The organism is Microbispora bryophytorum (assembly GCF_006874465.1).
Taxonomy (GTDB): Bacteria; Actinomycetota; Actinomycetes; order Streptosporangiales; family Streptosporangiaceae; genus Microbispora; species Microbispora bryophytorum.
The window spans coordinates 812,239-837,961 of sequence record NZ_VIRL01000001.1 but is presented as its reverse complement, the minus strand read 5'-3'; the positions used below and the strand labels follow the sequence as shown (position 1 = coordinate 837,961).

Below are 25,723 nucleotides of genomic sequence, written 5' to 3'. Positions count from 1 at the left end.
CGTGGGGAGTATCGTGAACGTGGCGTAAACGTCGGTGCACCTCAAAGGACCCCATATGACTGCGGCCCCTACCGAGGGTGTGCCTCACCCGATCGACCTGGCGGCACGGTCACGCCGCAGCCCCACGGTCCTGCGCATTCTGCTCGGCACCCAACTGCGACGGCTCCGTGAGAGCAGGCACATCCGCCTGGAGGAGGCCGGTCACGCCATCCGCGCCTCCCACTCGAAGATCAGCCGGATGGAACTCGGGCGCGTCGGGTTCCGTCGCCGCGACGTCGCCGACCTCCTCACCCTGTACGGCGTCACCGACGAGAGCGAGCGCGAGGCGCTGCTCTCGCTCGTCGCCCAGGCCAACGCCCCCGGCTGGTGGCACAAGTACGACGACGTCCTACCCTCCTGGTTCGAGGCGTACGTCGGCCTGGAGCAGGCCGCGAGCGCCATCCGCTGCTACGAGGTGCAGTTCGTGCCCGGGCTGCTACAGGCCCCCGCGTACGCCGAAGCGGTTGTGCGCCTCGGCCATCCCGACGCGTCGGACGAGGAGATCGAGCGCCGCGTCCGGCTGCGGATGGACCGCCAGGAGGTGCTGGTCCGCCCGGACCCGCCCATCCTGTGGGCGGTGATCGACGAGGCCGTGCTGCGGCGTCCGGTGGGCGGGGCCGAGGTGATGCGGGCCCAGATCGAGCACCTGCTCGAGATGGTCGCCCAGCCTCGTGTAACGCTCCAAATCATCCCGTTCAGCGCCGGGGGGCACGCGGCCGCAGGAGGGCCGTTCAGCATCCTGCGCTTCGCGGGGGTCGGACTGCCGGACATCGTCTACCTCGAACAGCTCACCAGCTCCATCTACCTGGAGAAACGGGAGGACATCGACCGCTATCTCGCCGTCATGGAACGCCTGTGCATGCAAGCCGGACCGGTGTCGGAGACCAAGCGGATGCTACGGCAGATCATGACGGAGCTGTGACGATGCGCTAGCGTCACGTGCGCGAACCCCCCGCTGCCGCGCGCCGCAGAAGAGTGTGGCGCGAACCGTACCTGAAAATACGTGTCAGGTGCGCGTGTGCGGTAAATGGAGTACCACCACACCGTGGGGCAAGCAGGAGGGCGGTGAGAACCTTGGCGGGCAGCCTGCTCAGCCTGGAGTTCGACCGAAGTTCGGTCACCAGGGTGCGGCATCTCGTCATGGTGTCGGCGCAGGAGGCCGGGCTCAAGGGCGTGATCCTGGAGGATTTCGTGCTTGCGGTGCACGAGGCGGTCACCAACGCCGTCCGATATGGCTCCCCGCCGCGGGGAATCGCCATGTGGCGCGAGGCGGGAGTGCTGGTGGCTGAGATCACCGACAAAGGTCCCGGCATTCCCGACGAGGCGCTGGAGCGCGAGGAGACGACGACGCGGTTCGGCTTCGGGGGACGCGGACTGTGGCTCATGAACCGCCTGGCCGACCTCGTCGTGCGTACGGGGGCCGAGGGAACGACGATCCGTCTCTCCGTGGCGCTTCCCTGATCGACATCTGACTTCCGCTGAGAGCGGAGCGCGGACCGCCTGACCGAAACCAGGCCTCCCTCTTTCTCCGGACGCCGCCCGCAGGCATGGTTAGCGCCACTGTGAGCTGGGCACTTCTGATCTCGCCGCCCTGCCGCCAGGGTCGGACGGCGGGCCAGACAGGCGAGCCGTAATCATGATTGTGGTGCAGCGAGATTTCGGGCAATCCGGGCCGGGCGTCGAAGCCTTGCTAGGCTGCAGGGAACCGTAGAACCGGGCGTTGTCTCACCCGGCAGGTGAGACCGTCGAGAAGTGGGGTCACACCGTGAAGAAGCTGCTTGTTCTCGCTCTGGTCGCCGTCGGCGGACTTCTGGTCTGGCGCAAGGTGCAGGCCGACCGTGCCGAGCTCGACCTGTGGACCGAGGCCACCGGCAGCGAGAACTGACCACCAGGGATGGTGCTTGATCGTGGCAAGGGTACGGGAATGAGCCCCGTGAAGCTGGCCTGTCTTGACTTGGCCGGGACCACGATCGGTGACATCGAAATGGTGGAACGGGCGTTCGCCGAGGCGATCGCCACGCAGGGCATCGTCCCCGGGACCAGCGCCTATGCCCGTGCCATGGTGCATGTGCACAGGTCCCGGGGATGTCCCCAGATCGAAGTCTTCCGGGGCATCTTCCCCGGGAACGAGGCCCAGGCGCAGGCCGCAAACCTGACCTTCGAGCGCTCCTACGAGGGAGCCATCGAACGGTCCGGTCTCGTGCCGCTGCCCGGGACCGTCGAGACCATCGCGAAGCTGCGCGACGCAGGCCTGAAGATCGCCCTGATCACCGGATTCAGCCGTGCGACGCTGGGACGGGTGCTGAGCAGCCTCACCTGGGTCGACATGCTGGACCTCGCACTGTGTCCCGAGGACGCCGGACGTGGCCGTCCCTACCCGGACATGGTGCTGACCGCCGTTCTGCGTTCCGGCGTCGACGACGTACGGCAGGTGGCCGTGGCGGGCGACTCCGAGAGCGACATGCTGTGCGGCCGGCGCGCGGGCGCCTCGATCGTCGCCGGAGTGCTCACCGGCGTCCACAGTAAGGACCGTCTGCTCGGCGGCGGTGCCACCCACATCATCGATTCCATCGCCGGCTTCCCCGGGCTCGTCCTGGGCAACGGGGTCAGCGCGTCGCCGGTGGTCACCTCGGCCTCCTGATCGCCGGCTCGTTTGGTGAAGATCCCCCCCGCTGCCGAGGGCAACGTGGGCGGCGCGGCGCCTATCGAGTGGCGCTCGGGTGCGGGCTGTTGCTACGGTGTACGCACCGGCGGCCTGTGGATCTGCGCCTTCGCGCATTCGCACCCGCCAAGGGGCCTTAGCTCAGCTGGCAGAGCGCCTGCTTTGCAAGCAGGAAGTCAGGGGTTCGAATCCCCTAGGCTCCACTCACTCAAAAGCCCAGGTCAGGGACCCTTTTCCCCGCCTGGGCTTTGATCGTTATTCGGACTTGTCGCTCGTGCGTGCCCGTTGCATGCCCGATCCACCCTCCTTCCGACCTGCTTGGCCACCTGGTACCGCCGTTCGTCGAGTATGTGCTCATCCCGCTCTGAGGAATTGCTCGAAGGCTTCCCGTGCCAGTGCGGACACGCTCTTACCCTCTTGCTCGGCGCGTGCCTTGGCGCGTTCACGCAACTCCTCCGGGAGTCTGAAGGAGACCCTTGGGGAATGGGTGCCCTCGCCTGTGAGCGATGGACGTCCGGGGCGGCTGGTCGGCACGGGCACGCGGCCTTCGTCGATCGCGCGGTGAACGTCGTTGATCGCGTCCTGTACGTACTCGTCGGTGATCAGGTTGCCCTTGGCGTCGTAGATCTCTTCTGAGTCGTCAATATCGGAGTCGTGGTCCAGGGCTAGCTCGATGTCTCCGGGTGGCCAGGCTGCGTCGTGCTCAGTCATGGCGTCCTTCTCCATAGCGCGGTCGGCATCACGTGGATGATCACTAGAGCTTTGTCGGTGAGGATGCGGCAGGCTCGCGAAGGTGGTCAGCAGGATCAGCGCGCGTATGCGCCGGTCGGCCATCCGGTCGGCCGGCTCGATGACCTGGGCGATGGTGAGATGGGCCGCTCTGGCGTCTGCTCGTTGTCCGCCCGTGATCCGGCAGGGGTTCCGGCTGAGCAGCTTGTCCTCTTAGACGGCCGTCATCAACACGGCCCGTACGGCAACACGGCCCGTACGGCAACACGGCCCGTGCCGCCTGCTGCGGGCGCTTCGCGTTGCGGGGCATCGTCGGAGACGCCTCGCTCGAGTGGGGAGGCGATTGCGTGGTTCAGCGCATGAAGGGTTTGAAGATGGAAGCCACCTTCATGGCGGCACGGTCGGCGTCCCCGTCCGCGATCGCCTCGACCAGCTCGTGGTGATAGCGGTGCGCCGCGTCCTCGTCCTCGCTCTTCTCGTCGCGCATGTGGGCAGCGAAGACGTCGAGCATGCTGGAGTACAGCTTGACGTAGAGAGGGTTGTGCGTCGCTGCCACGATCGCGCGATGCAGGGCGAGGTCCGCGCTCGCTCGCTGGTCGAGATCATTGGTCGACCAGCTCGCTTCTCGACGGTCGCGCAGCTCGCGCAGCAGTTCGACGTCGGCATCTGAGCGGTTCGACGCGGCCAGTGACGCTGCAGAGCTGTCAAGGGCAAGGCGTAGTTCCAGGTAGTGGCGACGGGTGCCACCGGCGAGCTGACGTTCAAGAGTGCCTGTCAGCTCGGAGTCGGAGATGACGAAGGTGCCGCGGCCCTGCTCACGGCGCAGCAGACCTGCGTGCACCAGCGACTGCACCGCCTCGCGCACCGTGTTCCGGCCGATCCCGAACTCCGACACCAGTGCGGCCTCGGTCGGTATCCGCTCACCGACCGGCCAGCGTCCAGAGGCCACCTCCTCGCGGAAGCGCTCGGCAGCCTGGTCGATGAGTCCCACTCGACGCATCGGCTGTTGCGTGTCAGACTCTTCGCAACTCATCCCATAATCCCATCATCTGCTGACCTCTACCGGAGTATAACGTGGCATTGCTCTCCTCATCGGTCGTTCCGTTACACCGTAGGCGTCTGACCTTGTGGGCCTGGCTCGCCATCGCCCTGACGGCGGTCAACCTGCGAACGGCCGTGACCGGGTTCACTCCGCTCCTGGAGATCATCGGAGCCGATCTCGGCTTCGGGGTGACGCTGTCCGGCCTGCTCGGCACTGTGCCGGCGGTGTCCTTCGGCATCTTCGGGTTTCTCGCCCCAGCGGTGACGAGGAAGTTCGGACTCGAGCGCACGGCCACTGTGGCGCTGGGACTGACGGCTCTGTCGCTCCTGATGCGCGCCTTCTCTCCAACGCCCGTGTTGCTGGTCCTTTCGACCGTGCTGGCACTGGCCGGAATCGGAGCCGCGAACGTCGTGGTCGTTCCGTTGGTGAAGGCATGGTTCGCCGATCGGCTGGCCCTGGGGACCTCGCTTTACCTGATCCTCATGCAGGCGGGCCAGTTCATCGCCCCGCTCCTCGCGGTCCCGGTAGCAGAGGCGGCGACGTGGCGGTTCTCGGTAGGGATCTGGGCGGGACCAGCTGCTGTGGCCGGTGTGGTCTGGCTCATCCTGGCGGTCAGGCTGCCCGCCGATCACCACGCGCCCGCGGCCGTGACGGCGACCGATGCGGGACGGAGGATCAGCCGATCACCAACCGTCTGGGGCCTGGTGATCCTCTTTGCGATGATCTCGCTGTCCAACTACGGGATCATCACCTGGGTTCCGGCAGTGCTCACCGACGCAGGAGGCAGTGCGGCCCTGGGCGGCTCCATGGTCGCGCTCTACTCGGCATGGGGCATGCTCGCGGCCTTGGTGGTTCCGCACCTGGCCACGCGCATGACGAACCCGTTCATCGTGGTCGTCGGGTGCGCGATCTTCCTGGTGGCGGGATACCTGGGCCTGCTCCTGTCCCCGCTCGACGGCACGTTGATGTGGATGTGCGCGCTGGGAATCGGAGTGAGCACCTTCCCGCTCTGCATGACCCTCATCAACCGTCGAACCAAGAGCCCGCAGACGGCCTCCGCCGTGTCGGGCTTCGTGCAAGGCATCGGCTATGGGCTGGCGTGCCTGGGCCCGATCGGTCTGGGCCTTCTGCGCGAGGCGACCGGATCATGGTCGGTCTCGCTCCTGGTGCTCGCTGCGACCGCCGTCCCAGGAGTGATCGCCGGCTGGTTCGCTTGCCGTCCTCGCTTCGTGGAGGACTCTGCGCCACAGCCGACGAAGCGCGACGCTGACCAGCAGTCGCGACGATAAGAGTCAGCCCAGGTCAGGGATCGTTTTCCCTGCCTGGGCTTTGACCGTTGATCGGCCTTCGTGCTCTTCCGGCATGCGCTGGTGCGATCGCCACTCCTGCGGCGATGACCGCCGACGACACAACGGCGATGATGTTGCTCAACATGCCGTTCAGATTCCTGGAAACGGCACCTCAGGCACATCGCCGAAGCCACCCATCTTGACATCCCTCTCGCGAGGGAATGCTCCGGCCGGGCAGGTGGTGAGCCTGGTCGCGGGGCCGTCAGCGCCATTGCTTTGATCGTCAGCCGCCTTGGCGCTCTCGCCATGGTGGGTGGCAACGACGAGGACGGGCGGCTCAGCCGTGGGCGCGCATAGCGGCAAGCAACCAGGTGAAAGCGGGCATGGCCGATGGATCGGGCTCACGGCCGTTGAGCACGGCTATCAACTGCCAGTAGCGCTCCACCTGGGCGTCGGCGACGGTCTCAAGCCACCGATGCAGCTCGCTGCGCTCACCGGCGGGCGTGCCAGGGTCGATGATTCGATTCAGGACCGACCGGCCTTCGGCCGAGGCCGGTGCGATCGATTCGGCTACCGCCCGGTCAGCGTGCTCCAGGGTCAGTGCGCGGAGCTCATAGCCGTGGCGCGACGCGACGGATGAGGTGCCGGCCAGTGCGATCTGCCGGAGCCGTTGCCGGAAGTCCTCGCTGGTCACCAGGTCGGCCAGCTCGATCCAGGCGTCGACCTGGCGTGGCGTCGGGTCATCCGGCAGCTCATCGGGCAGCTCCCGCATCCACTGTGCAACCACCTTGGCGTCGTCATCCAGAGTGATCCCCGCAAACGTGCTTTCGATGAACTCGTCGATGACCTGCTGCCGCTGCGTGGCGGACACCTGGGCGAGTTTGTGCGTCATAACCGTCTCCTCGGTTGTGCTGCCGCGCTTGGCAATCGTGCGGAGTATGGCGCGGCGAAGCTTCAAAGCCTTGATCTCCGCGTCCAGCGCTCGGGCGTGTACCTCGGCCGTCTCAGCCACCGTTGCCTGCTGCGCCAGGATCTTCTTGATGGCCTCCAGTCCGATACCGAGTTCGCGCAGCGTCCGGACCAGGTCAAATCGGGCCACGGCGGCGGCGTCGTACAGGCGGTACCCGCCGGCCGAGCGCTCGGTGGGAACTATCAGGCCGTTGTCGGACCAGAAGCGGATGGTATGCACCGAAAGACCGCTACGCCGAGCGAGTTGGCCTACGGTGTACAGCTCTGTTCCGTCACTCACGAGGACGAGCCTGCACCTTCGAGCCACTCGAGACTCAAGGCGGTCGGCGTCCGTCTTGGTCGCGAGATCGTGGAGCCTTTGTGGATACGCCCATCGGGACCGGGACAGCCAATCTGAATGCGGCTAGGGTTTTGTGCGCGGAGGCCACCTGGGAGGAGGACCCGGATCAGCGCCGGGCCTTGGACGAGGTGGCTGGGGAGAAGCTGATCGCGGAGCTGTCGTCCCTGGTGAGCGGGCCGAATCGCAAGCAGGAAGTCAGGGGTTCGAATCCCCTGGGCTGCACCAATTAAAACGCACTCTCGCCGAAGGTCGTTGGCGAGAGTGCGTGACTATCTGAGTGGCTACGATCCCGCTTCCGCTGGAAGTCGTGTATTTCCGCGCCGGCAAGCTGTCTGCACACGCTGCCTCAGCGAGGCTGCACGGTGCCTGTCCAGAAGTGGTGGCTTTTCGGACGGGTCAGTTGTAGGGGTTGTCGTAGGTCACGGACTTGGTGCGGCTGTTGTAAGTGTTGCCGGGATAGAACCAGCCGCCCGTCACGTACAAGGTGACGTTCGCGACGGTGGTGGAGTGGGTGTATTCACCGTCGTAGAGGAACAGGGACACCTGACACCCGGAGGGGGCGGTTGTCGTACTTGTCAGGGTCGGATAGAGGGCGGTATTGCCGTTGATGGAGATGTGGAAGTTCGGCATGGGGTAGGCCCCGCTCCCCCAGCACAGCCGGAGGGCGTACCTGAACTTCGTGTTCCCGTTGTCGAAGGCCAGCGTGCCGGTCAGCTGGGCGAGCGTGAGCGACGGGCCGGAGTTCGAATTCACCGTAAGGGACACGGTCTGGTCTGGGCCGTAGGCGGCGTGCGCGGGAGTGACTGGCATCAGGATCGCCGCGAGTGTTGCGATGGCGATGGCGACGGAGCTGACGACACGACGCACTTTGGAACGTTTCAATTCCAACCTCATCTCTTTTATGATTTTGGCGGAGTGAACAGGAATTTATTGTCGCGGCCTCCAGGCGTCCAGGCAGACGATTGAGAGCCACTGATTCGGCCCGGCGGTAACCTATAGCCATGGCAGCTCTCGCGAGGGTAGGCCAGGGATGCCACCAGGTCGGGGGTCATTCCTGCAGAGCCGTAATACCGGCGTGCCGGGTGAAATTTTCATTCCACCCGGAGGCGGCCTAAACCGCCACCGGAGACGGCTACTGATCCTGAAAGGAGTGATCGTCAATACCGGTGGATCAGGATCTTTTGTCGGTTGGTGACCTTGGTCTGGTGCCGGACGGCGGCGAAGGTGGGCTCGGTGGGGTTGGTGGTGCGCAGGTGCACTCGTGCTCGGCCCCCAAGCACCTCAGCCCGCAAGCACCCCGGCCCGCAAAGCACCCCGGCCCGCAAACACCTCGTCCAGCGCGGACCAGAAGCCGATCATCACCAGCAGGCACAGCTTGCGCTCCTCCGGCCGGATGTTGACGTGGATGCCGGATCTCTCCTTCGGTTCTGGTGACCTGCCGGGCGGGCCGCTTCCGTCGTCCCGGCGGAGGGGCGCGGCGTGGTCCCGAAACATAAAACCGGCGGGCCGATTGTTTCAGACGCGTCACCTCAGAAATATTGACGCTCAGGTCGGCAGAGGCCTAATGTCCTGGAGCATTGATCGACATGACATCCCGAAAGCTTCATGCTCAGGAGTGATGTCAGAAGGCTCTGTAGGTGAAACACCAGGTCGGCATGGCGCTGCTGAACCTGTCCGGGCGCTCGCGGTCCGGAGCCTGAAGTAGCACGGCAGCGTCGCCGTCCCACGCTCCAGGCACGCAACGGGTCCTGAAGGTAGGAGGTGCCCGGCGAGCGCAGCGCACTCTCTCGCTGCCGGGCCGCAGATCACATCCCTGACCACAGCAAGCGAAAAGAGGTCGCCGTGAAGTTTCGCAACGTCTCAGCGGTCGTGTTAACCGTTACCGCGGCCCTCGGCATGGCAGCGTGCTCAGGCTCGTCGTCCGAGACTTCCTCCGGCGCGTCGGCCGGCTCGTCGTTCGAGTTCTGGTCGTTCACCGGGATCGACGCGAAGGGGTCCGCCGCCGAGTACAAGGCGAAGAGGCCGGACGTCGAGATCAAGCTGACCGAGGTGGGGAACGCGCAGGAGACGGCGCAGGCGCTCACGACGGCGCTGGCCGGCGGCAAGGTGCCCGACCTGGTGCTGATCCAGGGCGACGACCTGCCCAAGTTCGTCCAGCAACCGCAGAACTTCGTCGACCTGCGCACGCTGGGCGCCGACAAGATCAAGGGCGACTACCTCGACTGGGTGATCAGCCAGCCCACGGCCAAGGACGGCTCGATCATCGGCATCCCTACCGACGTCGGAGGCATGGCCATCGCCTACCGCGCCGACCTGTTCAAGAAGGCCGGGCTGCCGACCGACCGCGAGGAGGTGGCCAAGCTCTGGCCCACCTGGGACGCCTTCATCGAGACCGGTAAGAAGTACACGGCGGCCACCGGCAAGGCGTTCGTCGACAACGCCGCCACGAGCGTCTACTCGCAGGTGGTCAACCAGGGGGAGGAGAAGTACTACGACCCCGCGGGCAATCTGGTGTACGAACAGAGCCCCCAGGTCAAGGCCGCCTTCGACCAGGCGCTCAAGGCCGTGGCCGCCGGGATCACCGCCAAGCAGAGCACCTTCACCGAGGGCTGGAGCGCCGCGATGAAGAAGGGGGACTTCGCCGTCATCGCCGCACCGGTCTGGATGCTCGGCTCCATCCGCGACAACGCCCCCGACACCAAGGGCGAGTGGGACATCGCCACGATCCCCGGCGGCTCGGGCAACTGGGGCGGCAGCTTCCTCGCCATCCCCAAGGGCGCCAAGAACCCGAAGGCCGCCTGGGAATACATCGCCGCCACGCAGTCGCCGCAGGGCCAGCTCGACCACTTCGCCCAGGCCAGGTCGTTGCCCGCGACCCCGTCGGTCTACAAGGACCCCAAGCTCACCTCTGCGAAGGACGAGTTCTTCTCCGGCGCATCGATCGGCACGATTTACACCGACTCGCTGCTCGGCCTCAAGCCGTTCCTCATCGGGCCGGACAGCACCACGATCGGCACGGAGTTCACGAACGCCCTCACCAACGTCGAGCAGGGCAAGGGTGACCCCGCGAAGGCGTGGGACGCGGCGGTGACCAACATCAAGGCCGCGATCGGCGGCTAGGGAGTGTCAGACACGACCTAGGACCCTTCACGAGCGCCGCCGGCGCGAGCCGTCCGCGACGGCACGCACCGGCGGCGGGGAAGCGAGCAGACCGTGACGACGAGCATCAGCCCCACCAAGGCGGGCCTGCCCCCCGCCCCGCCGGTGGACGCGGCGCGGCGCGGTTTCACCGAGATCATCGCCCCCTACGCCTACATCACCCCGTTCTTTGTGATCTTCGCGGTGTTCGGCCTCATCCCGCTGCTGTTCACCTTCTACGTGGCGCTGTTCGACTGGAATCCGATCGGCGAGCACGTGTTCGTCGGCCTGGACAACTTCAGCGGGCTGCTCGGGGACACGCGGTTCTGGAACGCGGCGCGCAACACCGTGAGCATCTGGTTGCTGTCGACCGTGCCGCAACTGCTGATCGCGCTGGTGCTCGCCCACATGCTCAACCACGTACGGCTGCGCCTCGCCGTGTTCTTCCGCATGACGATGCTCGTGCCGTACATCACCTCGGTGGCCGCCACCGCCATCGTGTTCGCCCAGATGTTCGACCGCGACTACGGGTTGCTGAACTGGCTGCTCAGCCTCATGGGCTTCGAGCACATCGACTTCAACCAGTCGGTGATGGGCAGCCACGTGCTGATCGCCGTCATGGTGACCTGGCGGTGGTTCGGCTACACGGCGCTGCTCTATCTGGCTTCCCTGCAGGCCGTTCCCCGAGCGATCTACGAGGCGGCCGCCGTCGACGGAGCGGGAGGTGTGCGGCAGTTCCTGCACATCTCCCTCCCCGCGTTACGCCCGGTCATCGTGTTCACGATCGTGACCTCGACGATCGGCGGGCTGCAGATCTTCACCGAGCCCCTGCTCATCAACCGTGGCACGCCCAACATCTGCGGGCCGATCCGCCAGTGCCAGACGCTCACTCTCTTCCTGTTCGAGCAGGGGTTCACCCAGTTCAGGTTCGGTTACGCCGCGGCGATCGGCGTGGCGCTGTTCGTGATGGTCGTCGCACTCGCCGGCCTCAACTACTTCCTGTCCACCCGTATCCGCCCGGTCAAGGGCTGAGGGGGCGATCATGCGCACGACGAGGCCACGCTCCGGCGATCGGGTCCGATGGTGGGCCTACGCGCTGCTCGCGCTCGCCGCCTTCGCCTGCCTGTTCCCCCTGTACTGGATGTTCATCGTCGCCACCACCGACACCGCGACGGCGATAAAGCTGCCGCCCGAGATCGTGCCGGGCGGCAACTTCTTCCACCTCGCGGGCCTGGTGTTCTCGACCGTGCCGTTCGTCCGGTCGATCGTCAACAGCCTGGTCGTGGCCGGGACGATCGGCGTGGGCCAGGCGGTGCTGTGCGCGCTGGCGGGCTTCGCGTTCGCCAAGATGCGCTTCCGTGGCCGCGACGCGTTGTTCCTGTTCGTCGTCCTGACGATGACCGTGCCGACCCAGCTCGCCATCGTCCCCCAGTACATGATTATCTCGGCGCTGAACTGGGTGGACACCCTCCAGGCACTGATCGTCCCCGGCCTGGCCAACGCCTTCGGCATCTTCTGGATGCGCCAGCACATATCGTCCGCCATCAGCGACGAGATCCTCCAGGCGGCCCGCATCGACGGGGCGTCGACCTGGCAGACCTTCTGGCACATCGCGTTCCCGTTGGTGCGTCCGGCGGCCTTCGTGCTCGGCCTGCTGGGCTTCGTCACGGCGTGGAACGACTTCCTATGGCCGTTCGTGGTGCTGAAGTCGCCGGAGATGTACACCGTCCAGATCGCGATCAAGGCGCTGCAGAACAGCTTCAACATCGACCTCGGGCTCGCGATGTCCGGCTCCTTCCTCGCCACCCTCCCGCTGCTCGTCCTTTTCGTCTTCGTCGGGCGGCGCATGGTGGCCGGCATCATGAACGGCGCCTTCAAGGGCTGAGGCCGCGGAAGTGGCCGTTGCGACCTCGTACGGCAGCGGAGTGCACAACTGCGAATTCATTCGCTCGCCGAGCCGCTTGAGAGGTCGGACGCGGGTGGAATTCGGCCCCGGGATAAGCAGACTTCGGGGTCGTTCGGGAGCGGCAGGGCCGGCCGCCTCGCCGGCCGTCTCGCCAAGCGCCGAGTGAGGCAGCCGGCCCGTTCCGAATCAGGCCGCGAGCTGCTTCTCGTTCCAGGTGTAGTAGACGTAGGTGCTGCCGGGCCCGGTCAACGTGCCGTAGACCTGCCAGAAGCTGTTGGGGCCGATCGAATAGTGGAAGACCTTGTCCCCGGGCCGGTCGTCCGTGAACACGGTCTGTGACCCGTTGGACCAGATCCGTACCTCGATCGTGAAGGTCTCGGTGTCCGGGATGTCGAGGCAGACCTCGTACGTGTACGCGGACGGACCGCCGATGTTGTAGCTGTGACCGTCCACGGCCGGTCGCTCGATGTTGGAGGGGACGTAGCTGTTCAGAACGCGGGTGTACCCGCCCGTGGAACAGTCGACCGCGGGGGTGTCCGCGGACGCGGGACCGATGCCGGTGAGCGTGGCGCCGAGGACGCCGGTGATGACGGCGAGAACGGAGATGGTGCGCTTCATGCCTCTCCTCATCCGTGCAGTGACCCTCCAACTAAGTAGTTGAAGACTGAACTGATTCTGACCCATTTGCCACATTCGGACAAGTCTGGGAAAAGTATCGTGGCAATTCGAGTCAAGAGTCGCGTTCAGCCCGAATGGTCCCTTTCTCCGCCCGGGCTTTCTTCTGAAAGCAGAGCTGAAGCGGATCCAAAGTAGGCGTCGCCACGGGTCGTCCCACCGCGGTCGAGTGACCGGCACCATTGTGATCAGGTGGTTCAACCCGTCGAAGTCCCTTGGGTCAACAGGCGGAGAGCGGCAGTTGGTCGGCGATCTTCACGCAGCGACCAGCAGATCGCGGCCTTCGCCGCAGCCGGGGACGGACCGTCGCCGAGCCGGGGGCGGAGGCGTTGCGGCCGTCTCCGGTATCTGGCGACGTCGATCACAAGGCTGCGGCCCGTGCGCGGATCTCCACCGCCGTCTCAAGCATCTGCCGGGTGCTGGTGAACCAGTCCTGCAGATTCAGATCCACGATGACCTCGTCTGCGCCCGCCTCCGCGACCGTGTGGATGTCGTCCATGATCTGCTCGAGGGTGCCGACGAACGGCGATCGGTCAGGTCCTGCCGGACGGCCGGTGAAGGTGACGTTTCCGACCACGACCATCTCCATCTGGCTGGTGTCCCGGCCGTACTCACATGCCATTTCCCGGATACGGTCCCAGCTTGCGCGCAGGCGTGCGGCTCCTTGCGGGCCCGGCGTGCTCAGGAACGGCAGCCAGCCGTCCGCGCGCCTGGCGATGCGCTGCAGGGCCTTGGCGCTGCCGCCGCCACCGAGCATCACGGGGATTTTCGCGACGGGCTTGGGCAGGACCGCGGCGTTGTCGATGACTACGCGAGGACCGCGAAAGGACACCGGGTCCTGCCCCCACACGGCGTCGAAGACGTCCAGCGTCTCGTCGAGGAAGCGGCCGCGATCCGCTCTGGTGGTGCCGGCGGCCCGAAACTCATCGCTGGACCAGCCGGCGCCCATGCCCGCGACAAGGCGGCCGCCACTGATCTGGTCGATCGTGGCCAGCGCCTTCGCCAGCTGGACGGGGGTGTGAAGTCCGGCGATCAGGACAGAGGTACCGAGGCGCACCTGTTCGGTCGCCACCGCCGCTGCCGTGAGGACTGCCAGGGGGTCGGCCGCCTGCCGCTGGGTCTCCGGCCACGGCACGTTCGGCGGGGCGTAGGGTTCGGCGGGCGTCTCCGGGAAGAGCAGCCGTTCGTACGTCCACAGACTGGCATACCCGGCCGCTTCGGCCGTTTTGGCCGTTTCGACCAAGTCGTGCCGCAGGTCGACGCCCAACCTCTGGGGCAGACGAAGTCCGAGCTTCACCTGGAACCTCCGTTGTGATCATGATTGCCTGTGGCCGCCGCGAGGGAGTGCTCGCCGCGTAGCGGCCGGCCTGCGACTGAAGGATGCACTCCTCCGGGTTCGCGCCCTCATCCGTGCCGGATCATCGGCCTCCGGTGCAGGTGTTCCGTCCCAGGTCAGCTCCGTCGCAGGTCATCGCCGGAACCCGAGCGCTTCAACCAAATCGAACAAACCTGTTCGTTCGATATGTGACCGTAGAGGCGCCGAATCCTGTTTGTCAAACAGATCTGTCCGTTCGATACTGCTGCGGTGAAGAAGACGCCAGGCACAGTGCACGAACGGCTGCTCGAGACCGCGGACCGGCTGTTCTATGCCCAGGGCATCCACGCGGTGGGCATCGACCGGGTGATCGCCGAAAGCAGCGTCGCCAAGTCGACCATGTACGTTCACTTCCGGACCAAGGAAGACCTGGTGGCGGAGTATCTGCGTCGTCGCAGCGACATCATGCGCGCGCGTGTGACACAGGAGGTGGAGGCGCGGGCCCAGGGGCCGGTCGAGGAGCGGATTCTGTCCGTCTTCGATGTTCTCCACAAGGTGATCTCGGAGCCCGGCTTCCGGGGGTGCGCGTTCGCGAACGCCGCAGCCGAATATCCCCACCATGCGGGGATCCAGGAAGCCATCGCGTACGACCGCACCTGGCTGCCGGCCCTGCTCTCCGGTCTCCTCGGTCCCGTTCGCGCGGACAACGACGACGAGCTGGTGGCTGCGCTGGTGCAGGTGTACGACGGCGCCAACGCGGCCGCGCACCTCGACCGCTCGGCAACGAGCGCGCGGACCGCCCGGAAGACCGCCGAGCTCCTCCTGGCCACCCGAAAGCCGGCCACGGACAGCAACCGGACTGCCGCCGCCGAGGGCCGGTGACCCTCAGGGCCCCGATGTCTGCAATGGTGGTGGCCGGCCCGGCCAGGGCCGGTCGTTAGGGTCGGTCGTCGGTCGTCGGTCGTCGGCCGTCGAACAGGCGCATATGCCAGCGCCGTTTTCGCCACACCTCCGGTGAGACGTACGTCCAATCGCGCTTTTCTGTCACGTCCAAAGGATCACCTGGCGTTCGGCTACGGCGCGCACTTCTGCCTCGGCGCTCCTCTGGCCCGCCTCGAAGTGGCGGAAGCCCTGCGTCAGCTCTTCGAGCGTTTCCCTGCCATGTCACTCGCGGTGCCGGCTGCCGCACTGCGGCCGATCCCCACCCTCATCAGCAACGGTCACCGTGAGCTGCCCGTGCACCTGCGCGCCGTCGAATAGCACCACCGAATAACACCGCCGAGGAGCACCGTCGAGGAACGCCGCCGAACGGCGCCGTCGAGTGGCGCCGTCGAGTGGCGCCGTCGCCCCGGAGGCACCGACGGCCTCCGGCGTCGACGGCTGGTGGTCAGGCGCGGACGAACTCGACGATCGCGCGGGCGAACTCCTGAGGCTGCTCAAGATGGCCCATGTGCCCGCTGTTCTCGAGCACCGTCAGGCGGGAACCGGCGATGCTCTCATGGGCGACGCGTGCCCAGCGCGTGCCGCCGAAGAAGTCGTGCACACCCGAGATGATCAGGGCCGGGACCTTGAAGTCAGGCAGTCGGTCCCGCACGTCGAACGGCGCGGGCTCCTCGCCGTGCATCGGGCCGATCCACGCGTTCAGACCGGCGCGCATCGGCTCCAGGTCCTGCTCGTGCGCCCAGTAGTCGGCGAAGTACGCCGGGAGGATCTCCCGTAGGGACGTGGTGTACGCCTCGTCGTCCTGCGCAGCCAGCGCTCGCTGGAACGCGTCCGGAATCTCGCCGGCCGCGGGCCGGTGCGGGAGTCGCTGCGGAAACCCGCTGATGTTCGCCATCGCGTCGGCCCAGAACTCCTCTCCTGTCACTGGCGAGGTGGAGTAGAGGATCGCCCCGGCGACGCGGTCCGGGTGGTCGAGCGCGTAGCGCTGGACGACGAATCCGCCGTGCGAATGGCCGAGCAGGAAGACCGTGGGCACGCCCAGATGCTCGACCACGCCATGGACGAACCGGGCATAGGTGTCGATCCGGTAGTCGCGGTGGTCGTCGAGGCGGCCGGAGGATCCCGTGCCGATCGGCTCCAGATACACCATGGTCAGGTGCTCTTCCAGGGCCGGCAGCCGCAGGTACTCCCAGGCGATGCCCGGACCGCCGGAATGCACCAGGCACACCGGCCCGGTGCCCGCGACATGGAAGACCTGCCGCGTGCTCTCGATGTTGATCTCATGCCTGCCCCGCGCGATGGGGCGGGAGGTGGTGGAACTCATTCGTCATCCCTTGTATCTCGGCCGGCGATCGGTGACGCCTGCTGAACTCGAAGGCTTCTTCCGGCAGGGGCCCGGGGGGCCGGCCCCGGCAAGCGGATCGGGGCCGTACGCCCGTCTCCTTGCCGCTCAGTTGTGGGAGTCGGAAGCGGCCTGAACGGCCGCTCGGACCTGCTGGGCGAATCCCCGCACGGTGTAGTCCGCAGGAAGGCTGTCGATCAGTACGACATCGGAGATGGCGTTGTTGAGACGCAGGGGCAGGATCTCCTGGTATTCCGGCGAGTTGTACCACTGGTCGGCGGCGGCACGGTCGGGGAACTCCATGAGGACGACCAGGCCCGGCCACGCTCCCTCCACGACGCTGGCCTCGCCGTTGGCGAGCCACCTGCCGCCGTAGGGCTTCACGGTGGCCTCGACCTGTTCGAGGTAGGACAGACCCGCGTCGTTCGGGACGTCCCCGGGGATGCGGAGGTGGTTGATCAGGTAGGTGCTCATGTCGAACCTTTCGGCGAGTGGCTGCGCACACAGGCCCGGCGCAGCGACACTTAGATTACAGATGTAATCTAACAAAGGCTCCCATATGACCGGTTTCGTGACGCACCTCACGGTGCTCTCGGGCGATCCCCTGGCCGTGCCGGCGAGTCCGGGGTCTGGCGTCGGCCACGAAGGCTATGCCTCGTACGTGATCGGGTGGCGCTCGGGTGCGCCCCAGGGGGTGTCCGGAACATGCGGCGGCGCACATAGATTGTGTCTATAATCTAATTTTGCGCGGCCGGACCGGGACGCCTGAACTGAAGCCTCCGATACGTTCTCGTGATGAATGAAACGACGAGGGATCGAAGATGAGCCGAGTATCGCAGGCCGAGGCCCGGGCCAACCGAAAGCGTGTGGTGGAATCCGCCTCGCGCCTCTTCCGCGAGAAGGGGGTGCGCGATGTGAGCGTCGCCGACGTCATGCAGTCGATCGGCATGACGCAGGGCGGCTTCTACAAGCAGTTCGCCTCCAAGACGGCGCTCGTCGACGAGGCCACAGCCGAGGCCTTTTCCGACATGCTGCGGCGTCTGGAGGCCATGGACGACATCCACAGTGGTCACGATGCCGCGTGGTCGTCGCTCATCGACTCCTACCTGTCACCCGAGACACGTGACGATCCCGGCAGCGGATGCCCGGCAGCCGGGTTCGCCGGTGATTTCGCCCGGGATCCCGAATGGCGCGACACCTACGCCGCCGGAATTCGCGACATGGCCGGCTGGATCGCTCCGGAGGACACCGGGCTGGCGGCCCTGTCCACCCTTGTGGGCGCTCTCCTGCTCGCGCGGGCGACGGCGGGTTCCCCTCTCTCCCGAGAGATCCTGCGAGCAGCGCGAAAGGCGGCGGCTCGGCTGACCGAGTGAACGCCAGCGGAGCCGGCCGGCCACCAACCCACTTCTAGAATGCGCCCTCGATCAGGTCCAGCACTCCGACTGTCTGGCCACCGCTCTCCTCGCCCGTGAGCTGGAACCCGAGGTTGCGGTAGAAGCCTCCGGGCCCGTCTTCCGCCGGCTCCCACGTGACGTACATCCGCGTGGCACCGCGGCGCCTGACCTCGGCGGCCACGGCCCTGACGGCGAATCGGCCGACGCCCTGTCCCTGGGCCTCGGGCGCCACGTTGAGGCGCCACAAGCCCGACCGGAAATCGACCCCCTTGCCGTCCCAGTCGATGTCGATGAAGGCCATGAGGAATCCGACCGGACGATCGCCGTCGAGGATGAGGCGGGGCCAGGCCACCTGCGGCTGCACGTAGGCCTCCGCCAGGGACGTCGCCACGGGTGAGACGAAGCGCTCCTGGTCGGGGCTGACTCTGACAGCCATGGCCGTCTCGACGTTGGCAGGAGTGATCGGCGCCAGCCGTAGCGACTCGGTCATGAGAAGAACCCTATGGGCCGTAATCGTCCAATGCCGGGGGATATCTTCGGGCGGGCCCTCGGGGTGAAGGCCCTGCCCGTCCTCGGATCGCGCGTCAGCCCATGCTCCGTGTCACCCCATGCGCCGTGTCACCCCATGCGCCGTGTCACCCCATGCTTTTGGCGCCGTCCAGGGACTCGCGGATGATGTCGGCGTGGCCGGCGTGCTGGGCGGTCTCCGCGGCGATCTGCATCAGCACCCGGCGGGCCGACCACCGCGCGCCGGGCTCGAACCACGGGGCCTTCGGCAGCGGCTGGTCCGCGTCCAGGTCGGGCAGGGTGGCCACCAGCTCATCCGTACGGCGGGCCACCTCGGCGTAGGCGGCCAGCAGAGCGGCGAGTGTCTCACCGGGCAGCATCCGGAACTGATCGGCCCATCGGCCCCAGTCGGCCCCAGTCGGCCTCGGTCATCGCCGTGGCGTCGCCCATCGCCGACGGGCCGTCCAGGATGAAGCCCGTCCAGCTCCGCTCGACCAGGGTGACGTGCTTGATCAGCCCGCCCAGGCAGAGCTCACTGGCGGTGGTCCGCTGCGCGGCCTGCTCGTCGGTGAGGTCGCGGGTCGTGAGGCGCAGGAAGTGCCGGCTCTGGGCCAGTGCCGCCAGCAGGTCCGCGCGCTCGCCGGTGACGGCCGGCGCGTCGGTGAGGTCGGGAGTGATCAGCTCGTTGCCGGTCACAGTCGTCTGCCTGCCGTCGTTCCGCTTCGGTCGAGTGCCACGTTAGGAGTCATAGCGGTCACTTTCTGACCTGAATCGACGAGACAATCGCCACCATGGCGAACACCAGCACACGGACGCTGCGACTGCTCTCCCTGCTCCAGACCCACCGCTACTGGCAGGGCAGTGAACTGGCCGAACGGCTGGGAGTGTCCGTACGCACCCTGCGCCGGGACATCGACCGGCTGCGTGAGCTGGGTTATCCGGTCGAGGCGCAGCGCGGTGCCGACGGCGGTTACCAGCTCGCCGCGGGCGCCGCGCTGCCGCCACTGGTGATCGACGACGAGGAGGCGGTCGCGCTGGCCGTGGGACTGCAGACCGCCGTCCAGGGGGCGGTGGAGGGCATCGCCGAGTCCTCGGTGCGGGTGCTGGCCAAGGTGGTGCAGGTGATGCCCACCCGGTTGCGGCACCGGGTCGAGGCGCTGCGCACGATGACCGTACCCGCCGGGTGGGACGGCCAGGCCGCCACCAGCGTCGACCCGGACGTGCTCACCACGGTCGCGCTGGCGTGCCGGGACCATGAACGGCTTCGCTTCACCTACACCCCCGCGGACGGCCGGCGGACGGACCGGCACGTCGAGCCGCACCGGCTGGTCCGGCTCGGCCGCCGCTGGTACCTGGTCGCGTACGACCTCACCCGGCACGACTGGCGGAGTTTCCGGGTCGACCGGCTGACCGAGCCTGAGGGCGCCGGCTCGCGATTCCGTCCCCGGGACCTGCCCGCCGCCGACGCCGCCGCGTTCGTCCGCGCCGCCATGGACAACCTGCCCCGTTCGTACCGGGTGGAGGCGCTCGTCGACGCTCCGGCGGCCACCGTGCGCCAACGCATCGGCCAATGGTGCACGGTCGAGGAGGTCGACGACGAACGCTGCCGGATGCGGATGGTCACCCCGTCTCTGCACTGGCCGGCCATGGCACTGGGCATGGCCGACGCGGAGTTCCGCATCCTCCACCCGCCCGAACTGCTCGACCAAATCCATGAGTGGGGGGCCCGGTTCCAACGCGCCTGACCCCGGCCGACGCATGGACAAGCGGGCGGATCACACGCACGCGTGCGCGTGATCCGCCCGGATGACGCTCAGCCGTCGGCCGGCTGGATGGGGAAGTTGGCGCGGAACACGTTGTCCGGGTCGTAGGCGCGTTTGACCTGCCGCAGCCGGTCGAGGTTCGGACCGAACGCGTCGGCCAGCCGCTCCGGCCGGGTGTCGGTGTCGAAGGACAGGTAGAGGCCGTCGGTGTACGGCGCGACCTCGGCGTCCCAGGCGGTGTTCAGGGCCGGCTGCGCCGCGCCCATGGCCGTGAGCAGGAAGTTCTGGTGCCGGTGCGGATAGGCGGTCGCGTCGGGAGCCAGGTCGTGGGCGGCGCCGCCGGTGGCGCGTATCTGCAGGAAGTAGGACAGCCCAGAGCGTGCGACCCTCTCGAAGGCGCGGCTCACGTCGCCGTCGAGGTGGGTGACCAGGCCGGAGCGTACGGCGGGGTCGCCGCCGCCGGTGTGGTGCCTGTCGGCCGGCTGCACCACGCCCGAATAGGGCAGCACGTATCCCTGGTGCCCCAGCAGCGGGCCCGCCTCGGCGAGCCGTTCGAGCTCGTGCACCGCGGCCTCGGTGTCCGCGCCGGCGTAGACGGTCATGAGCTGGGCGACCGCGTCCTGGTTGCGGCGCGGCGGGGACAGGATCAGGAAGCTCGTCAGCTCGCGCGGGGCCTTCTCCACCGCGGCGCCCCAGCGTTCGAGCAGCCCGGCCGTGTCGCGGGCGTCCAGGGTCATCTGGGAGAAGACGACGTCGCCGAGCTCCATCGCCTCGATCTCGACCCAGGTGACCACGCCGAGGTTGCCCCCGGCGCCGCGCAGGCCCCAGAACAGGTCGGGGTTGTCGTCCCGCGAGGCGTGCAGCACCCGCCCGTCGGCGGTCACGACCTGCGCGGCGACGACGTTATCGATCGTCAGGCCGAACGTGCGCCCGAGCAGGCCGACGCCGCCTGTCGTCGCGAGGCCGCCCACGCCCACGCCGCCGTAGTCGCCGGAGCTGATCGCCCATCCGTGCGGCACCAGCGTCTCGGCGACCGCGCCCCAGGTCGCGCCCGCGCCCAGCCGCACCCTGCGCGTGGCCGGATCCACGACCTGGACGGTGTCGAACGCGCCGAGGTCGAGCACGATGCCGCCGTCGTTGGTGGAACGGCCGCTGATCCCGTGCCCGCCGGAGCGTACGCCGAGCGGGACGTCCTGGGACCGGGCGTACGCGAGCCCCTCGACGACCTGGTCGACCGTCCGGGGGCGCAGCACCAGGCCGGGGGACCCGGCGCGCAGGTAGTTGTGCCGCACGGACTCATAGGCGCGGTCGCCGGGCTCGACGGCGTCGGCCGTGAGGCTCGCCGGGACCGCGTCGTAGTCGATGCCGTCGCGGCGCAGCGCGATCGCGGCGGCTCCGCGACGGGCGGCCGCGGGGACGGTCCCGGTGGTCGCCCGCTCGCGCGCCACCGCGTCCCGTACGGCGGGAGCGATCTCCTCGCCGTACACCTGGATGAGCCGCGGGTCGTCGGTGCCCAGGACGAACGTGCCGATGCCGTCCTCCAGCGCCAACGCGGTCAGCTCCGCCACCCACTGATCGACCGGTCCGTGCAGGAACCCCTGGCGGGTCTCGGCGACCGCGCCGCTGATGTTCAGCAGGCGGCGCACCTGCGCCGGGTCGCGGCCGGCCTCCGCGGCGGCCTCGTCGATGATCGTGTTGCCGCGCCGCAGGTCGCCGTCCTTGAGGTAGGCGAGCGAGGGCAGCCAGCCGTCGGCCGCACGCGCCACCAGGCGCAGCATCCGTGGCTTGTAGGCGCCGAGCCAGATGGGGATGTCGTGCGCGGGGGCCGGGCCGCGCTTGGCGCCCGCGACGCGGTGGTGCGCGCCGTCCACGCGCAGGATGCGGCGCTCACGCGCGTCCCAGATGCCGCGGATGATCTCGATGGCCTCCTCCAGCGCGGTCACGGACTCGGTCGGCGTCAGGCGGGTGCCGCCCATCGACTCGATCGCGTCCCAGAAGGCGCCCGCGCCGATGCCGAGCGCGAACCGGCCGCCGGACAGCAGGTCGAGCGACGCCGCGGCCCGGGCCAGCACCGCCGGGGGGCGCAGCGGCAGGTTCAGCACGTTGCCGGAGAGGGTGACCCGCTCGGTCTGCGCGGCCACCCAGGACAGCAACGTCCAGGTGTCCAGGAACCCCGGCTGGTAGGGGTGGTCCTGGAACGTCACGAGATCCAGCCCGGCGGCCTCGGAGACCTGGGCGAGCCGGACCGGCGTCTGCGGGTCCTGGTTCTGGGGTGTGAGGAACGTGCCGAAGGCCAGTTCGTGGCCGTAGTCCGTCATTCCGCGCCTCTCGGAAAGTAATCTGTCGTACAGACTATATGCGACACAACTTATCGAGGGCTCAGCGTATTCCGGGTTAGGGTGGACGGTGTGACCGCGCGCGAACAGACCGACACCCCTCCACCGTCGACGCAGGGTCCCGTGCTCGGATGGTCCCTCGCCGTGCTGCTGCGGGAGTGGAACGCACGCGTCGAGGGCGCTTCACACGACCTGCCGCACGGCGTGCGCGGCTACCAGGTGCTTTCCGCGGTCGTGCACGACGCTCCGCCCACGCAGGCCGCGCTCGCCGCCCGCCTCGGCATCGATCGCACGGTCATGACCTATCTGCTCGACAAGTTCGAGGGGTGTGGTCTCCTGGAGCGCCGCCAGGACCCGGCCGACCGCCGGGCGCGGCGCATCGTGCCGACCGACCACGGCCGGCGGGTCCTCGCCGACGTGGACGCGCGGGTCGCGCGGGCCGAGGACGAGCTGCTGTCCGCCCTCCCGCCCGGGGACCGGCGTGTCCTCCTGGCGCTGCTGGAGCACGCCGCCGCCGGGGCGGCTCCGGGCGTGGACCGCTGCGCCGCCGCCGCGGGATCGGCCGGACTGACGCAGGAGGCGTGACCCGGCCCGTCCCGGCCCGGGCCGACGAATCCACGGCCGGACAGCCGATGAGCGGGGACTTCTTTCTTCACGACGGCCTGATCGCCTGAATACTCTGATTTCGTGAAACTAGGCGTCAACGTCCCGAACTTCGGGCCGGGCACCCGCCCCGGCGTGCTGCGCGGCTGGGCCGAGACGGTGGAGGGGCTCGGGTTCGACCTGCTCATGGTCTCCGATCACGTCGTGGTGACCCCCGACGTGGCCGAGCAGTATCCCGCCCCGTTCTACGAGCCCTTCACCACGCTGTCCTGGCTCGCCGGGATAACCACCAGGGTCAGGCTGGGCACCACCGTGCTGATCATGCCCTACCGGCACCCGCTGCTGACCGCCCGGATGGCGGCCAACCTCCAGGACCTGAGCGGGGGACGGCTGGTGCTCGGCGTGGGCGTGGGCTGGGCCCGGCAGGAGTTCGAGGCGCTGGGCGTGCCGTACGAGCGGCGCGGGGCGCTGACCGACGAGCACCTGCGGGCGATGCGCCTGGCCTGGCAGGACGAGGAGGACTACCGGGCCGGGCACGTTCCGATCTGGGTCGGCGGCGGCAGCGACGCCGCTCTCCGCAGGGCGGTGCTCCTCGGCGACGCATGGCATCCCCTGCGCTTCACCCTCCCGTGGCTGGGCGAGCGGATGGACCGGCTGGCCGCCGTCGCGGAGAGCCTGGGGCGTCCCGCACCCATGCTCGCCCCGCGCATCATGCTCCGGCTCACCGGCACCCCGGTGACGGGCGAGGGACGCCGAGCCGGCGAGGGCACCCTCGACCAGGTGATGGACGACCTGGAACGGCTGCGCGCCCTGGGCGCCGAGACGGTCCTGCTCGACCCCTTCTGCGGGGACCCGCAGGAGACGAACCACCCGGAGACGGCGTGGCACATGCTTGAGACGGTGGCCGCCGCGTACGCGAAGGAGCATCCATGACCCCCGGCGACGAGAAGTTCCTCCGCAGGGCGATCGAGCTGGCCGCCGAGGCACGAGCGGGCGGCAACCCGCCGTTCGGCTCGCTGCTCGTGGGCCCCGGCGGCGACGTGCTCGCCGAGGAGCGCAACACCTCGCTCACGGAGGCCGACATCACCGCTCATCCCGAGCTGAAGCTCGCGCGCTGGGCCGCCCGCGAGCTCGACCCGGCCGCCGCGGCCGGCACGACCATGTATACGAGCTGCCAGCCGTGCGGCATGTGCGCGGGTGCCATCGAGCGCTCCGGACTCGGCCGCGTCGTCTTCGCGCTGTCCACCGACCAGCTCGGCGGGCTCAAGCCGCAGGCCGCTCCGTCGTCCTTCCGGCAGGAGGGGCCGGCGCTCTTCGACGAGGCGCGCGTGCCCGTCGAGGGCTACTACCTCTGACGCGCGCCGTCAGCCCGCGTCCGGGACATAGCGCAGGTTGAGCACGCCGGTCGTGAACGTCTCGGACTTCACCAGCGTCAGCCTGTGCGTCGGGGTGTCCTCGAACAGCCGCTGCCCCCGGCCGACGACGATCGGGTGGACGAGCAGGTTCAGCTCGTCGAGCAGCCCGTTGGCGAGAAGCCACCGCACGGTCGTCGCGCTGCCGGACATCTGGAGGTCGCCGCCCTCGATCCGCTCCTTGAGCGCGCGCAGGCCGGCCGCGACGTCACCGTTGACGACGGTGGTGTTGTTCCAGTCCGCCTTCTCCAGGGTCGTCGACACGACGTACTTGGGGGCGTTGTTGAAGGCCTCGGCGATCTCCGGGTCCTGGTCCGTCGTCGTCCAGTAGGCGGACCACTCCTCGTACAGCGTGCGGCCCATCAGCATCCCGGCCGAGTTCTGCATGCCCGCCTGGACCACGGCGCCCATCTCGTCGTTCCAGTACGGGAAGTGCCACTGGTCGGGCGACTCGACGACGCCGTCCAGGGAGATGAAGAAGTTCGCGACGATCCTGGCCATGTGCTGCGCTCCTTTGGTCGTATGACGGTGGCCGCGAACGGAAGACTAGGCGGGAACGCTCGCGCGGGTCTTGTACCGAAACGACACGGCCGTACGGCTCCTCCATAACGTCCGGCGGAGCCGCCGCAGCAGGTGGGCGGCGGCGGACCTGGCCGCTACCCACGCTCCGGCCGTACGTCCGCGTACGCACGGGGTGCCCGGAACGCGCGACCGACGGCGCTTGGCCGGATCCGGGGGCAACTTCCCTGTGGACTAACCGGCGACGGGCTGGTCGGCGACGGGCTGGTAGGAGAGGGACAGCACGCCGGTCGGGAAGGTCTCCGAGGACGTGAGTGCCATCGGGATCTGCAGGCCCTCCTCGAACAGGCGCTGGCCCTTGCCCACCACGATGGGGTGGACCAGCAGCCGGAGCTCGTCGAGCAGGTTGTGCCGCATCAGCGAGCGGACGAGGTTCGTGCTGCCGCTGATGCCGATGGTCTTGCCCGGCTGCTGCTTGAGCTCGGTGATCTCCTTGACGAAGTCACCGGTGACGAGGGTCGAGTTCTGCCATTCGACCGTGTCGAGGGTCGAGGAGACGACGTACTTGCGGACGTTGTTGATGAAGTCGGCGAAGGGGTCGTCCGTGCCGGCCTTGTCCGGCCAGTAGGCCGCCCAGCTCTCGTACATGACCCGGCCCATCATCATCGCGTCGGACTCGGACATCAGTGCGCCGACGGCCGCGCCCATCTCCTCGCTGAAGTAGGGGAAGTGCCACTGGTCGGGCGCCTCGACGACGCCGTCGAGGGACATGAAGAAGCTGGCGACGATCTTGCGCATCTG

Annotated in this window: 30 protein-coding genes and 1 tRNA gene; 16 read left to right on the top strand and 15 right to left on the bottom strand. The window is 68.0% G+C overall.

Annotated features, from left to right (window positions below; all coding sequences use genetic code 11):
• The first annotated feature begins 55 nt into the window (after positions 1-55).
• The 5 genes from FLX07_RS04030 (at position 56) to FLX07_RS04015 (ending at position 2,904) form a co-directional block, all read left to right on the top strand.
• Positions 56-961 carry a helix-turn-helix domain-containing protein gene (locus FLX07_RS04030; RefSeq protein ID WP_142568005.1) on the top strand — a complete coding sequence of 302 codons (906 nt, stop codon included), beginning with the start codon at positions 56-58 and terminating at the stop codon, positions 959-961.
• 143 nt (positions 962-1,104) lie between these two features.
• On the top strand, positions 1,105-1,500 hold the full coding sequence (locus tag FLX07_RS04025; protein ID WP_142568004.1) for an ATP-binding protein: 396 nt from the start codon (positions 1,105-1,107) through the stop codon (positions 1,498-1,500).
• Between the two features lie 259 nt (positions 1,501-1,759).
• Positions 1,760-1,924: a DLW-39 family protein gene (locus FLX07_RS36285; RefSeq protein ID WP_161628012.1), complete on the top strand. Its 165-nt coding sequence runs from the start codon at positions 1,760-1,762 to the stop codon at positions 1,922-1,924.
• 39 nt (positions 1,925-1,963) lie between these two features.
• Complete coding sequence (locus FLX07_RS04020) at positions 1,964-2,680, top strand: HAD family hydrolase (protein WP_142568003.1); 717 nt, start codon at positions 1,964-1,966, stop codon at positions 2,678-2,680.
• Between the two features lie 151 nt (positions 2,681-2,831).
• Positions 2,832-2,904, top strand: a tRNA-Ala gene (locus tag FLX07_RS04015).
• A 151-nt stretch (positions 2,905-3,055) separates the two neighbouring features.
• Here the strand turns inward: FLX07_RS04015 and FLX07_RS04010 are convergent.
• Positions 3,056-3,535, bottom strand: a complete 480-nt coding sequence (locus tag FLX07_RS04010; RefSeq protein ID WP_142568002.1) for an Arc family DNA-binding protein — start codon at positions 3,533-3,535, stop codon at positions 3,056-3,058.
• A 247-nt stretch (positions 3,536-3,782) separates the two neighbouring features.
• Positions 3,783-4,421 carry a FadR/GntR family transcriptional regulator gene (locus FLX07_RS04005; protein WP_280116529.1) on the bottom strand — a complete coding sequence of 213 codons (639 nt, stop codon included), beginning with the start codon at positions 4,419-4,421 and terminating at the stop codon, positions 3,783-3,785.
• A gap of 134 nt (positions 4,422-4,555) precedes the next feature.
• Between FLX07_RS04005 and FLX07_RS04000 the strand changes: the two genes are divergently transcribed.
• Positions 4,556-5,761 carry an MFS transporter gene (locus FLX07_RS04000; protein WP_167748105.1) on the top strand — a complete coding sequence of 402 codons (1,206 nt, stop codon included), beginning with the start codon at positions 4,556-4,558 and terminating at the stop codon, positions 5,759-5,761.
• Positions 5,762-6,098: 337 nt separating this feature from the next.
• Here FLX07_RS04000 and FLX07_RS03995 read toward each other — a convergent pair whose 3' ends face one another.
• The 3 genes from FLX07_RS03995 to FLX07_RS03985 all read right to left on the bottom strand — a co-directional run bounded on the left by FLX07_RS03995 (position 6,099) and on the right by FLX07_RS03985 (position 8,564).
• Positions 6,099-7,010 carry a helix-turn-helix domain-containing protein gene (locus tag FLX07_RS03995; protein WP_142567999.1) on the bottom strand — a complete coding sequence of 304 codons (912 nt, stop codon included), beginning with the start codon at positions 7,008-7,010 and terminating at the stop codon, positions 6,099-6,101.
• A 456-nt stretch (positions 7,011-7,466) separates the two neighbouring features.
• The gene (locus FLX07_RS03990) at positions 7,467-7,823 is read right to left on the bottom strand and encodes a hypothetical protein (RefSeq protein WP_167748104.1); all 357 of its coding nucleotides are present in this window, start codon (positions 7,821-7,823) and stop codon (positions 7,467-7,469) included.
• Between the two features lie 528 nt (positions 7,824-8,351).
• Positions 8,352-8,564 carry a hypothetical protein gene (locus tag FLX07_RS03985; protein ID WP_142567997.1) on the bottom strand — a complete coding sequence of 71 codons (213 nt, stop codon included), beginning with the start codon at positions 8,562-8,564 and terminating at the stop codon, positions 8,352-8,354.
• A 402-nt stretch (positions 8,565-8,966) separates the two neighbouring features.
• On the opposite strand from FLX07_RS03985, the gene FLX07_RS03980 reads away from it, so the two are divergent.
• The 3 genes from FLX07_RS03980 (at position 8,967) to FLX07_RS03970 (ending at position 12,093) form a co-directional block, all read left to right on the top strand.
• Positions 8,967-10,190 (top strand): ABC transporter substrate-binding protein, encoded by a 1,224-nt coding sequence (locus FLX07_RS03980; RefSeq protein ID WP_223853778.1) that lies wholly within the window; start codon positions 8,967-8,969, stop codon positions 10,188-10,190.
• A 93-nt stretch (positions 10,191-10,283) separates the two neighbouring features.
• On the top strand, positions 10,284-11,240 hold the full coding sequence (locus FLX07_RS03975; RefSeq protein ID WP_142567995.1) for a carbohydrate ABC transporter permease: 957 nt from the start codon (positions 10,284-10,286) through the stop codon (positions 11,238-11,240).
• Positions 11,241-11,250: 10 nt separating this feature from the next.
• A complete protein-coding gene (locus tag FLX07_RS03970; protein WP_142567994.1) occupies positions 11,251-12,093 on the top strand; it encodes a carbohydrate ABC transporter permease in 843 nt (280 codons plus the stop codon).
• 207 nt (positions 12,094-12,300) lie between these two features.
• Here FLX07_RS03970 and FLX07_RS03965 read toward each other — a convergent pair whose 3' ends face one another.
• Together FLX07_RS03965 and FLX07_RS03960 are read right to left on the bottom strand one after the other, a co-directional pair.
• A complete protein-coding gene (locus FLX07_RS03965; protein ID WP_142567993.1) occupies positions 12,301-12,732 on the bottom strand; it encodes a hypothetical protein in 432 nt (143 codons plus the stop codon).
• Between the two features lie 418 nt (positions 12,733-13,150).
• The gene (locus FLX07_RS03960) at positions 13,151-14,086 is read right to left on the bottom strand and encodes an LLM class F420-dependent oxidoreductase (RefSeq protein WP_142567992.1); all 936 of its coding nucleotides are present in this window, start codon (positions 14,084-14,086) and stop codon (positions 13,151-13,153) included.
• 288 nt (positions 14,087-14,374) lie between these two features.
• Between FLX07_RS03960 and FLX07_RS03955 the strand changes: the two genes are divergently transcribed.
• Both FLX07_RS03955 and FLX07_RS03950 read left to right on the top strand, forming a co-directional pair.
• Positions 14,375-14,986 (top strand): TetR/AcrR family transcriptional regulator, encoded by a 612-nt coding sequence (locus FLX07_RS03955; protein ID WP_167748103.1) that lies wholly within the window; start codon positions 14,375-14,377, stop codon positions 14,984-14,986.
• A gap of 132 nt (positions 14,987-15,118) precedes the next feature.
• The gene (locus FLX07_RS03950; RefSeq protein WP_280116528.1) at positions 15,119-15,364 is read left to right on the top strand and encodes a cytochrome P450; all 246 of its coding nucleotides are present in this window, start codon (positions 15,119-15,121) and stop codon (positions 15,362-15,364) included.
• 127 nt (positions 15,365-15,491) lie between these two features.
• Here FLX07_RS03950 and FLX07_RS03945 read toward each other — a convergent pair whose 3' ends face one another.
• Both FLX07_RS03945 and FLX07_RS03940 read right to left on the bottom strand, forming a co-directional pair.
• Entirely contained in the window at positions 15,492-16,370 is an 879-nt protein-coding gene (locus tag FLX07_RS03945; protein WP_142567990.1) for an alpha/beta fold hydrolase, read from the bottom strand.
• A gap of 126 nt (positions 16,371-16,496) precedes the next feature.
• Positions 16,497-16,862, bottom strand: a complete 366-nt coding sequence (locus FLX07_RS03940) for a DUF1330 domain-containing protein (protein ID WP_142567989.1) — start codon at positions 16,860-16,862, stop codon at positions 16,497-16,499.
• Positions 16,863-17,209: 347 nt separating this feature from the next.
• Here FLX07_RS03940 and FLX07_RS03935 point away from each other — a divergent pair, with 347 nt between their 5' ends.
• On the top strand, positions 17,210-17,761 hold the full coding sequence (locus FLX07_RS03935) for a TetR/AcrR family transcriptional regulator (RefSeq protein ID WP_142567988.1): 552 nt from the start codon (positions 17,210-17,212) through the stop codon (positions 17,759-17,761).
• Positions 17,762-17,795: 34 nt separating this feature from the next.
• Here FLX07_RS03935 and FLX07_RS03930 read toward each other — a convergent pair whose 3' ends face one another.
• The 3 genes from FLX07_RS03930 to FLX07_RS38670 form a co-directional block, all read right to left on the bottom strand.
• Positions 17,796-18,272, bottom strand: coding sequence for a GNAT family N-acetyltransferase (locus tag FLX07_RS03930; RefSeq protein WP_142567987.1), 477 nt, complete (start codon positions 18,270-18,272; stop codon positions 17,796-17,798).
• Positions 18,273-18,417: 145 nt separating this feature from the next.
• The gene (locus tag FLX07_RS38675) at positions 18,418-18,669 is read right to left on the bottom strand and encodes a mycothiol transferase (protein WP_308424372.1); all 252 of its coding nucleotides are present in this window, start codon (positions 18,667-18,669) and stop codon (positions 18,418-18,420) included.
• A complete protein-coding gene (locus FLX07_RS38670) occupies positions 18,656-18,985 on the bottom strand; it encodes a mycothiol transferase (RefSeq protein WP_308424371.1) in 330 nt (109 codons plus the stop codon). The genes FLX07_RS38675 and FLX07_RS38670 overlap by 14 nt, the downstream gene beginning before the upstream one ends.
• 95 nt (positions 18,986-19,080) lie before the next feature.
• Between FLX07_RS38670 and FLX07_RS03920 the strand changes: the two genes are divergently transcribed.
• Entirely contained in the window at positions 19,081-20,034 is a 954-nt protein-coding gene (locus FLX07_RS03920) for a helix-turn-helix transcriptional regulator (protein WP_142567986.1), read from the top strand.
• 68 nt (positions 20,035-20,102) lie between these two features.
• Here the strand turns inward: FLX07_RS03920 and FLX07_RS03915 are convergent, their stop codons facing one another.
• The gene (locus FLX07_RS03915) at positions 20,103-22,370 is read right to left on the bottom strand and encodes an LLM class flavin-dependent oxidoreductase (RefSeq protein ID WP_142567985.1); all 2,268 of its coding nucleotides are present in this window, start codon (positions 22,368-22,370) and stop codon (positions 20,103-20,105) included.
• A 90-nt stretch (positions 22,371-22,460) separates the two neighbouring features.
• Between FLX07_RS03915 and FLX07_RS03910 the strand changes: the two genes are divergently transcribed.
• From FLX07_RS03910 to FLX07_RS03900, 3 genes are all read left to right on the top strand, one after another.
• Entirely contained in the window at positions 22,461-22,973 is a 513-nt protein-coding gene (locus FLX07_RS03910) for a MarR family winged helix-turn-helix transcriptional regulator (protein WP_189104867.1), read from the top strand.
• A 102-nt stretch (positions 22,974-23,075) separates the two neighbouring features.
• Positions 23,076-23,924, top strand: coding sequence for an LLM class flavin-dependent oxidoreductase (locus tag FLX07_RS03905; RefSeq protein WP_142567984.1), 849 nt, complete (start codon positions 23,076-23,078; stop codon positions 23,922-23,924).
• Positions 23,921-24,346, top strand: a complete 426-nt coding sequence (locus FLX07_RS03900; protein ID WP_142567983.1) for a nucleoside deaminase — start codon at positions 23,921-23,923, stop codon at positions 24,344-24,346. Before FLX07_RS03905 ends, FLX07_RS03900 begins: the two co-directional genes overlap by 4 nt.
• A 9-nt stretch (positions 24,347-24,355) precedes the next feature.
• Here the strand turns inward: FLX07_RS03900 and FLX07_RS03895 are convergent, their stop codons facing one another.
• Together FLX07_RS03895 and FLX07_RS03890 are read right to left on the bottom strand one after the other, a co-directional pair.
• Complete coding sequence (locus FLX07_RS03895; protein WP_142567982.1) at positions 24,356-24,904, bottom strand: dihydrofolate reductase family protein; 549 nt, start codon at positions 24,902-24,904, stop codon at positions 24,356-24,358.
• A gap of 252 nt (positions 24,905-25,156) precedes the next feature.
• The gene (locus tag FLX07_RS03890) at positions 25,157-25,720 is read right to left on the bottom strand and encodes a dihydrofolate reductase family protein (protein ID WP_142567981.1); all 564 of its coding nucleotides are present in this window, start codon (positions 25,718-25,720) and stop codon (positions 25,157-25,159) included.
• Positions 25,721-25,723: the final 3 nt, after the last annotated feature.

Excerpts from the sequence above, each read along its gene's own strand:
- FLX07_RS04030 (WP_142568005.1), top strand. The coding sequence starts at position 56 with ATGACTGCGGCCCCTACCGAGGGTGTGCCTCACCCGATCGACCTGGCG.
- FLX07_RS04020 (WP_142568003.1), top strand. The coding sequence starts at position 1,964 with ATGAGCCCCGTGAAGCTGGCCTGTCTTGACTTGGCCGGGACCACGATC.
- FLX07_RS04010 (WP_142568002.1), bottom strand. The coding sequence starts at position 3,535 with ATGGCCGACCGGCGCATACGCGCGCTGATCCTGCTGACCACCTTCGCG.
- FLX07_RS03985 (WP_142567997.1), bottom strand. The coding sequence starts at position 8,564 with ATGTTTCGGGACCACGCCGCGCCCCTCCGCCGGGACGACGGAAGCGGC.
- FLX07_RS03980 (WP_223853778.1), top strand. The coding sequence starts at position 8,967 with ATGGCAGCGTGCTCAGGCTCGTCGTCCGAGACTTCCTCCGGCGCGTCG.
- FLX07_RS03970 (WP_142567994.1), top strand. The coding sequence starts at position 11,251 with ATGCGCACGACGAGGCCACGCTCCGGCGATCGGGTCCGATGGTGGGCC.
- FLX07_RS03965 (WP_142567993.1), bottom strand. The coding sequence starts at position 12,732 with ATGAAGCGCACCATCTCCGTTCTCGCCGTCATCACCGGCGTCCTCGGC.
- FLX07_RS03945 (WP_142567990.1), bottom strand. The coding sequence starts at position 16,370 with ATGAGTTCCACCACCTCCCGCCCCATCGCGCGGGGCAGGCATGAGATC.
- FLX07_RS03940 (WP_142567989.1), bottom strand. The coding sequence starts at position 16,862 with ATGAGCACCTACCTGATCAACCACCTCCGCATCCCCGGGGACGTCCCG.
- FLX07_RS03935 (WP_142567988.1), top strand. The coding sequence starts at position 17,210 with ATGAGCCGAGTATCGCAGGCCGAGGCCCGGGCCAACCGAAAGCGTGTG.
- FLX07_RS03930 (WP_142567987.1), bottom strand. The coding sequence starts at position 18,272 with ATGACCGAGTCGCTACGGCTGGCGCCGATCACTCCTGCCAACGTCGAG.
- FLX07_RS38675 (WP_308424372.1), bottom strand. The coding sequence starts at position 18,669 with ATGCTGCCCGGTGAGACACTCGCCGCTCTGCTGGCCGCCTACGCCGAG.
- FLX07_RS03920 (WP_142567986.1), top strand. The coding sequence starts at position 19,081 with ATGGCGAACACCAGCACACGGACGCTGCGACTGCTCTCCCTGCTCCAG.
- FLX07_RS03915 (WP_142567985.1), bottom strand. The coding sequence starts at position 22,370 with ATGACGGACTACGGCCACGAACTGGCCTTCGGCACGTTCCTCACACCC.
- FLX07_RS03900 (WP_142567983.1), top strand. The coding sequence starts at position 23,921 with ATGACCCCCGGCGACGAGAAGTTCCTCCGCAGGGCGATCGAGCTGGCC.
- FLX07_RS03895 (WP_142567982.1), bottom strand. The coding sequence starts at position 24,904 with ATGGCCAGGATCGTCGCGAACTTCTTCATCTCCCTGGACGGCGTCGTC.
- FLX07_RS03890 (WP_142567981.1), bottom strand. The coding sequence starts at position 25,720 with ATGCGCAAGATCGTCGCCAGCTTCTTCATGTCCCTCGACGGCGTCGTC.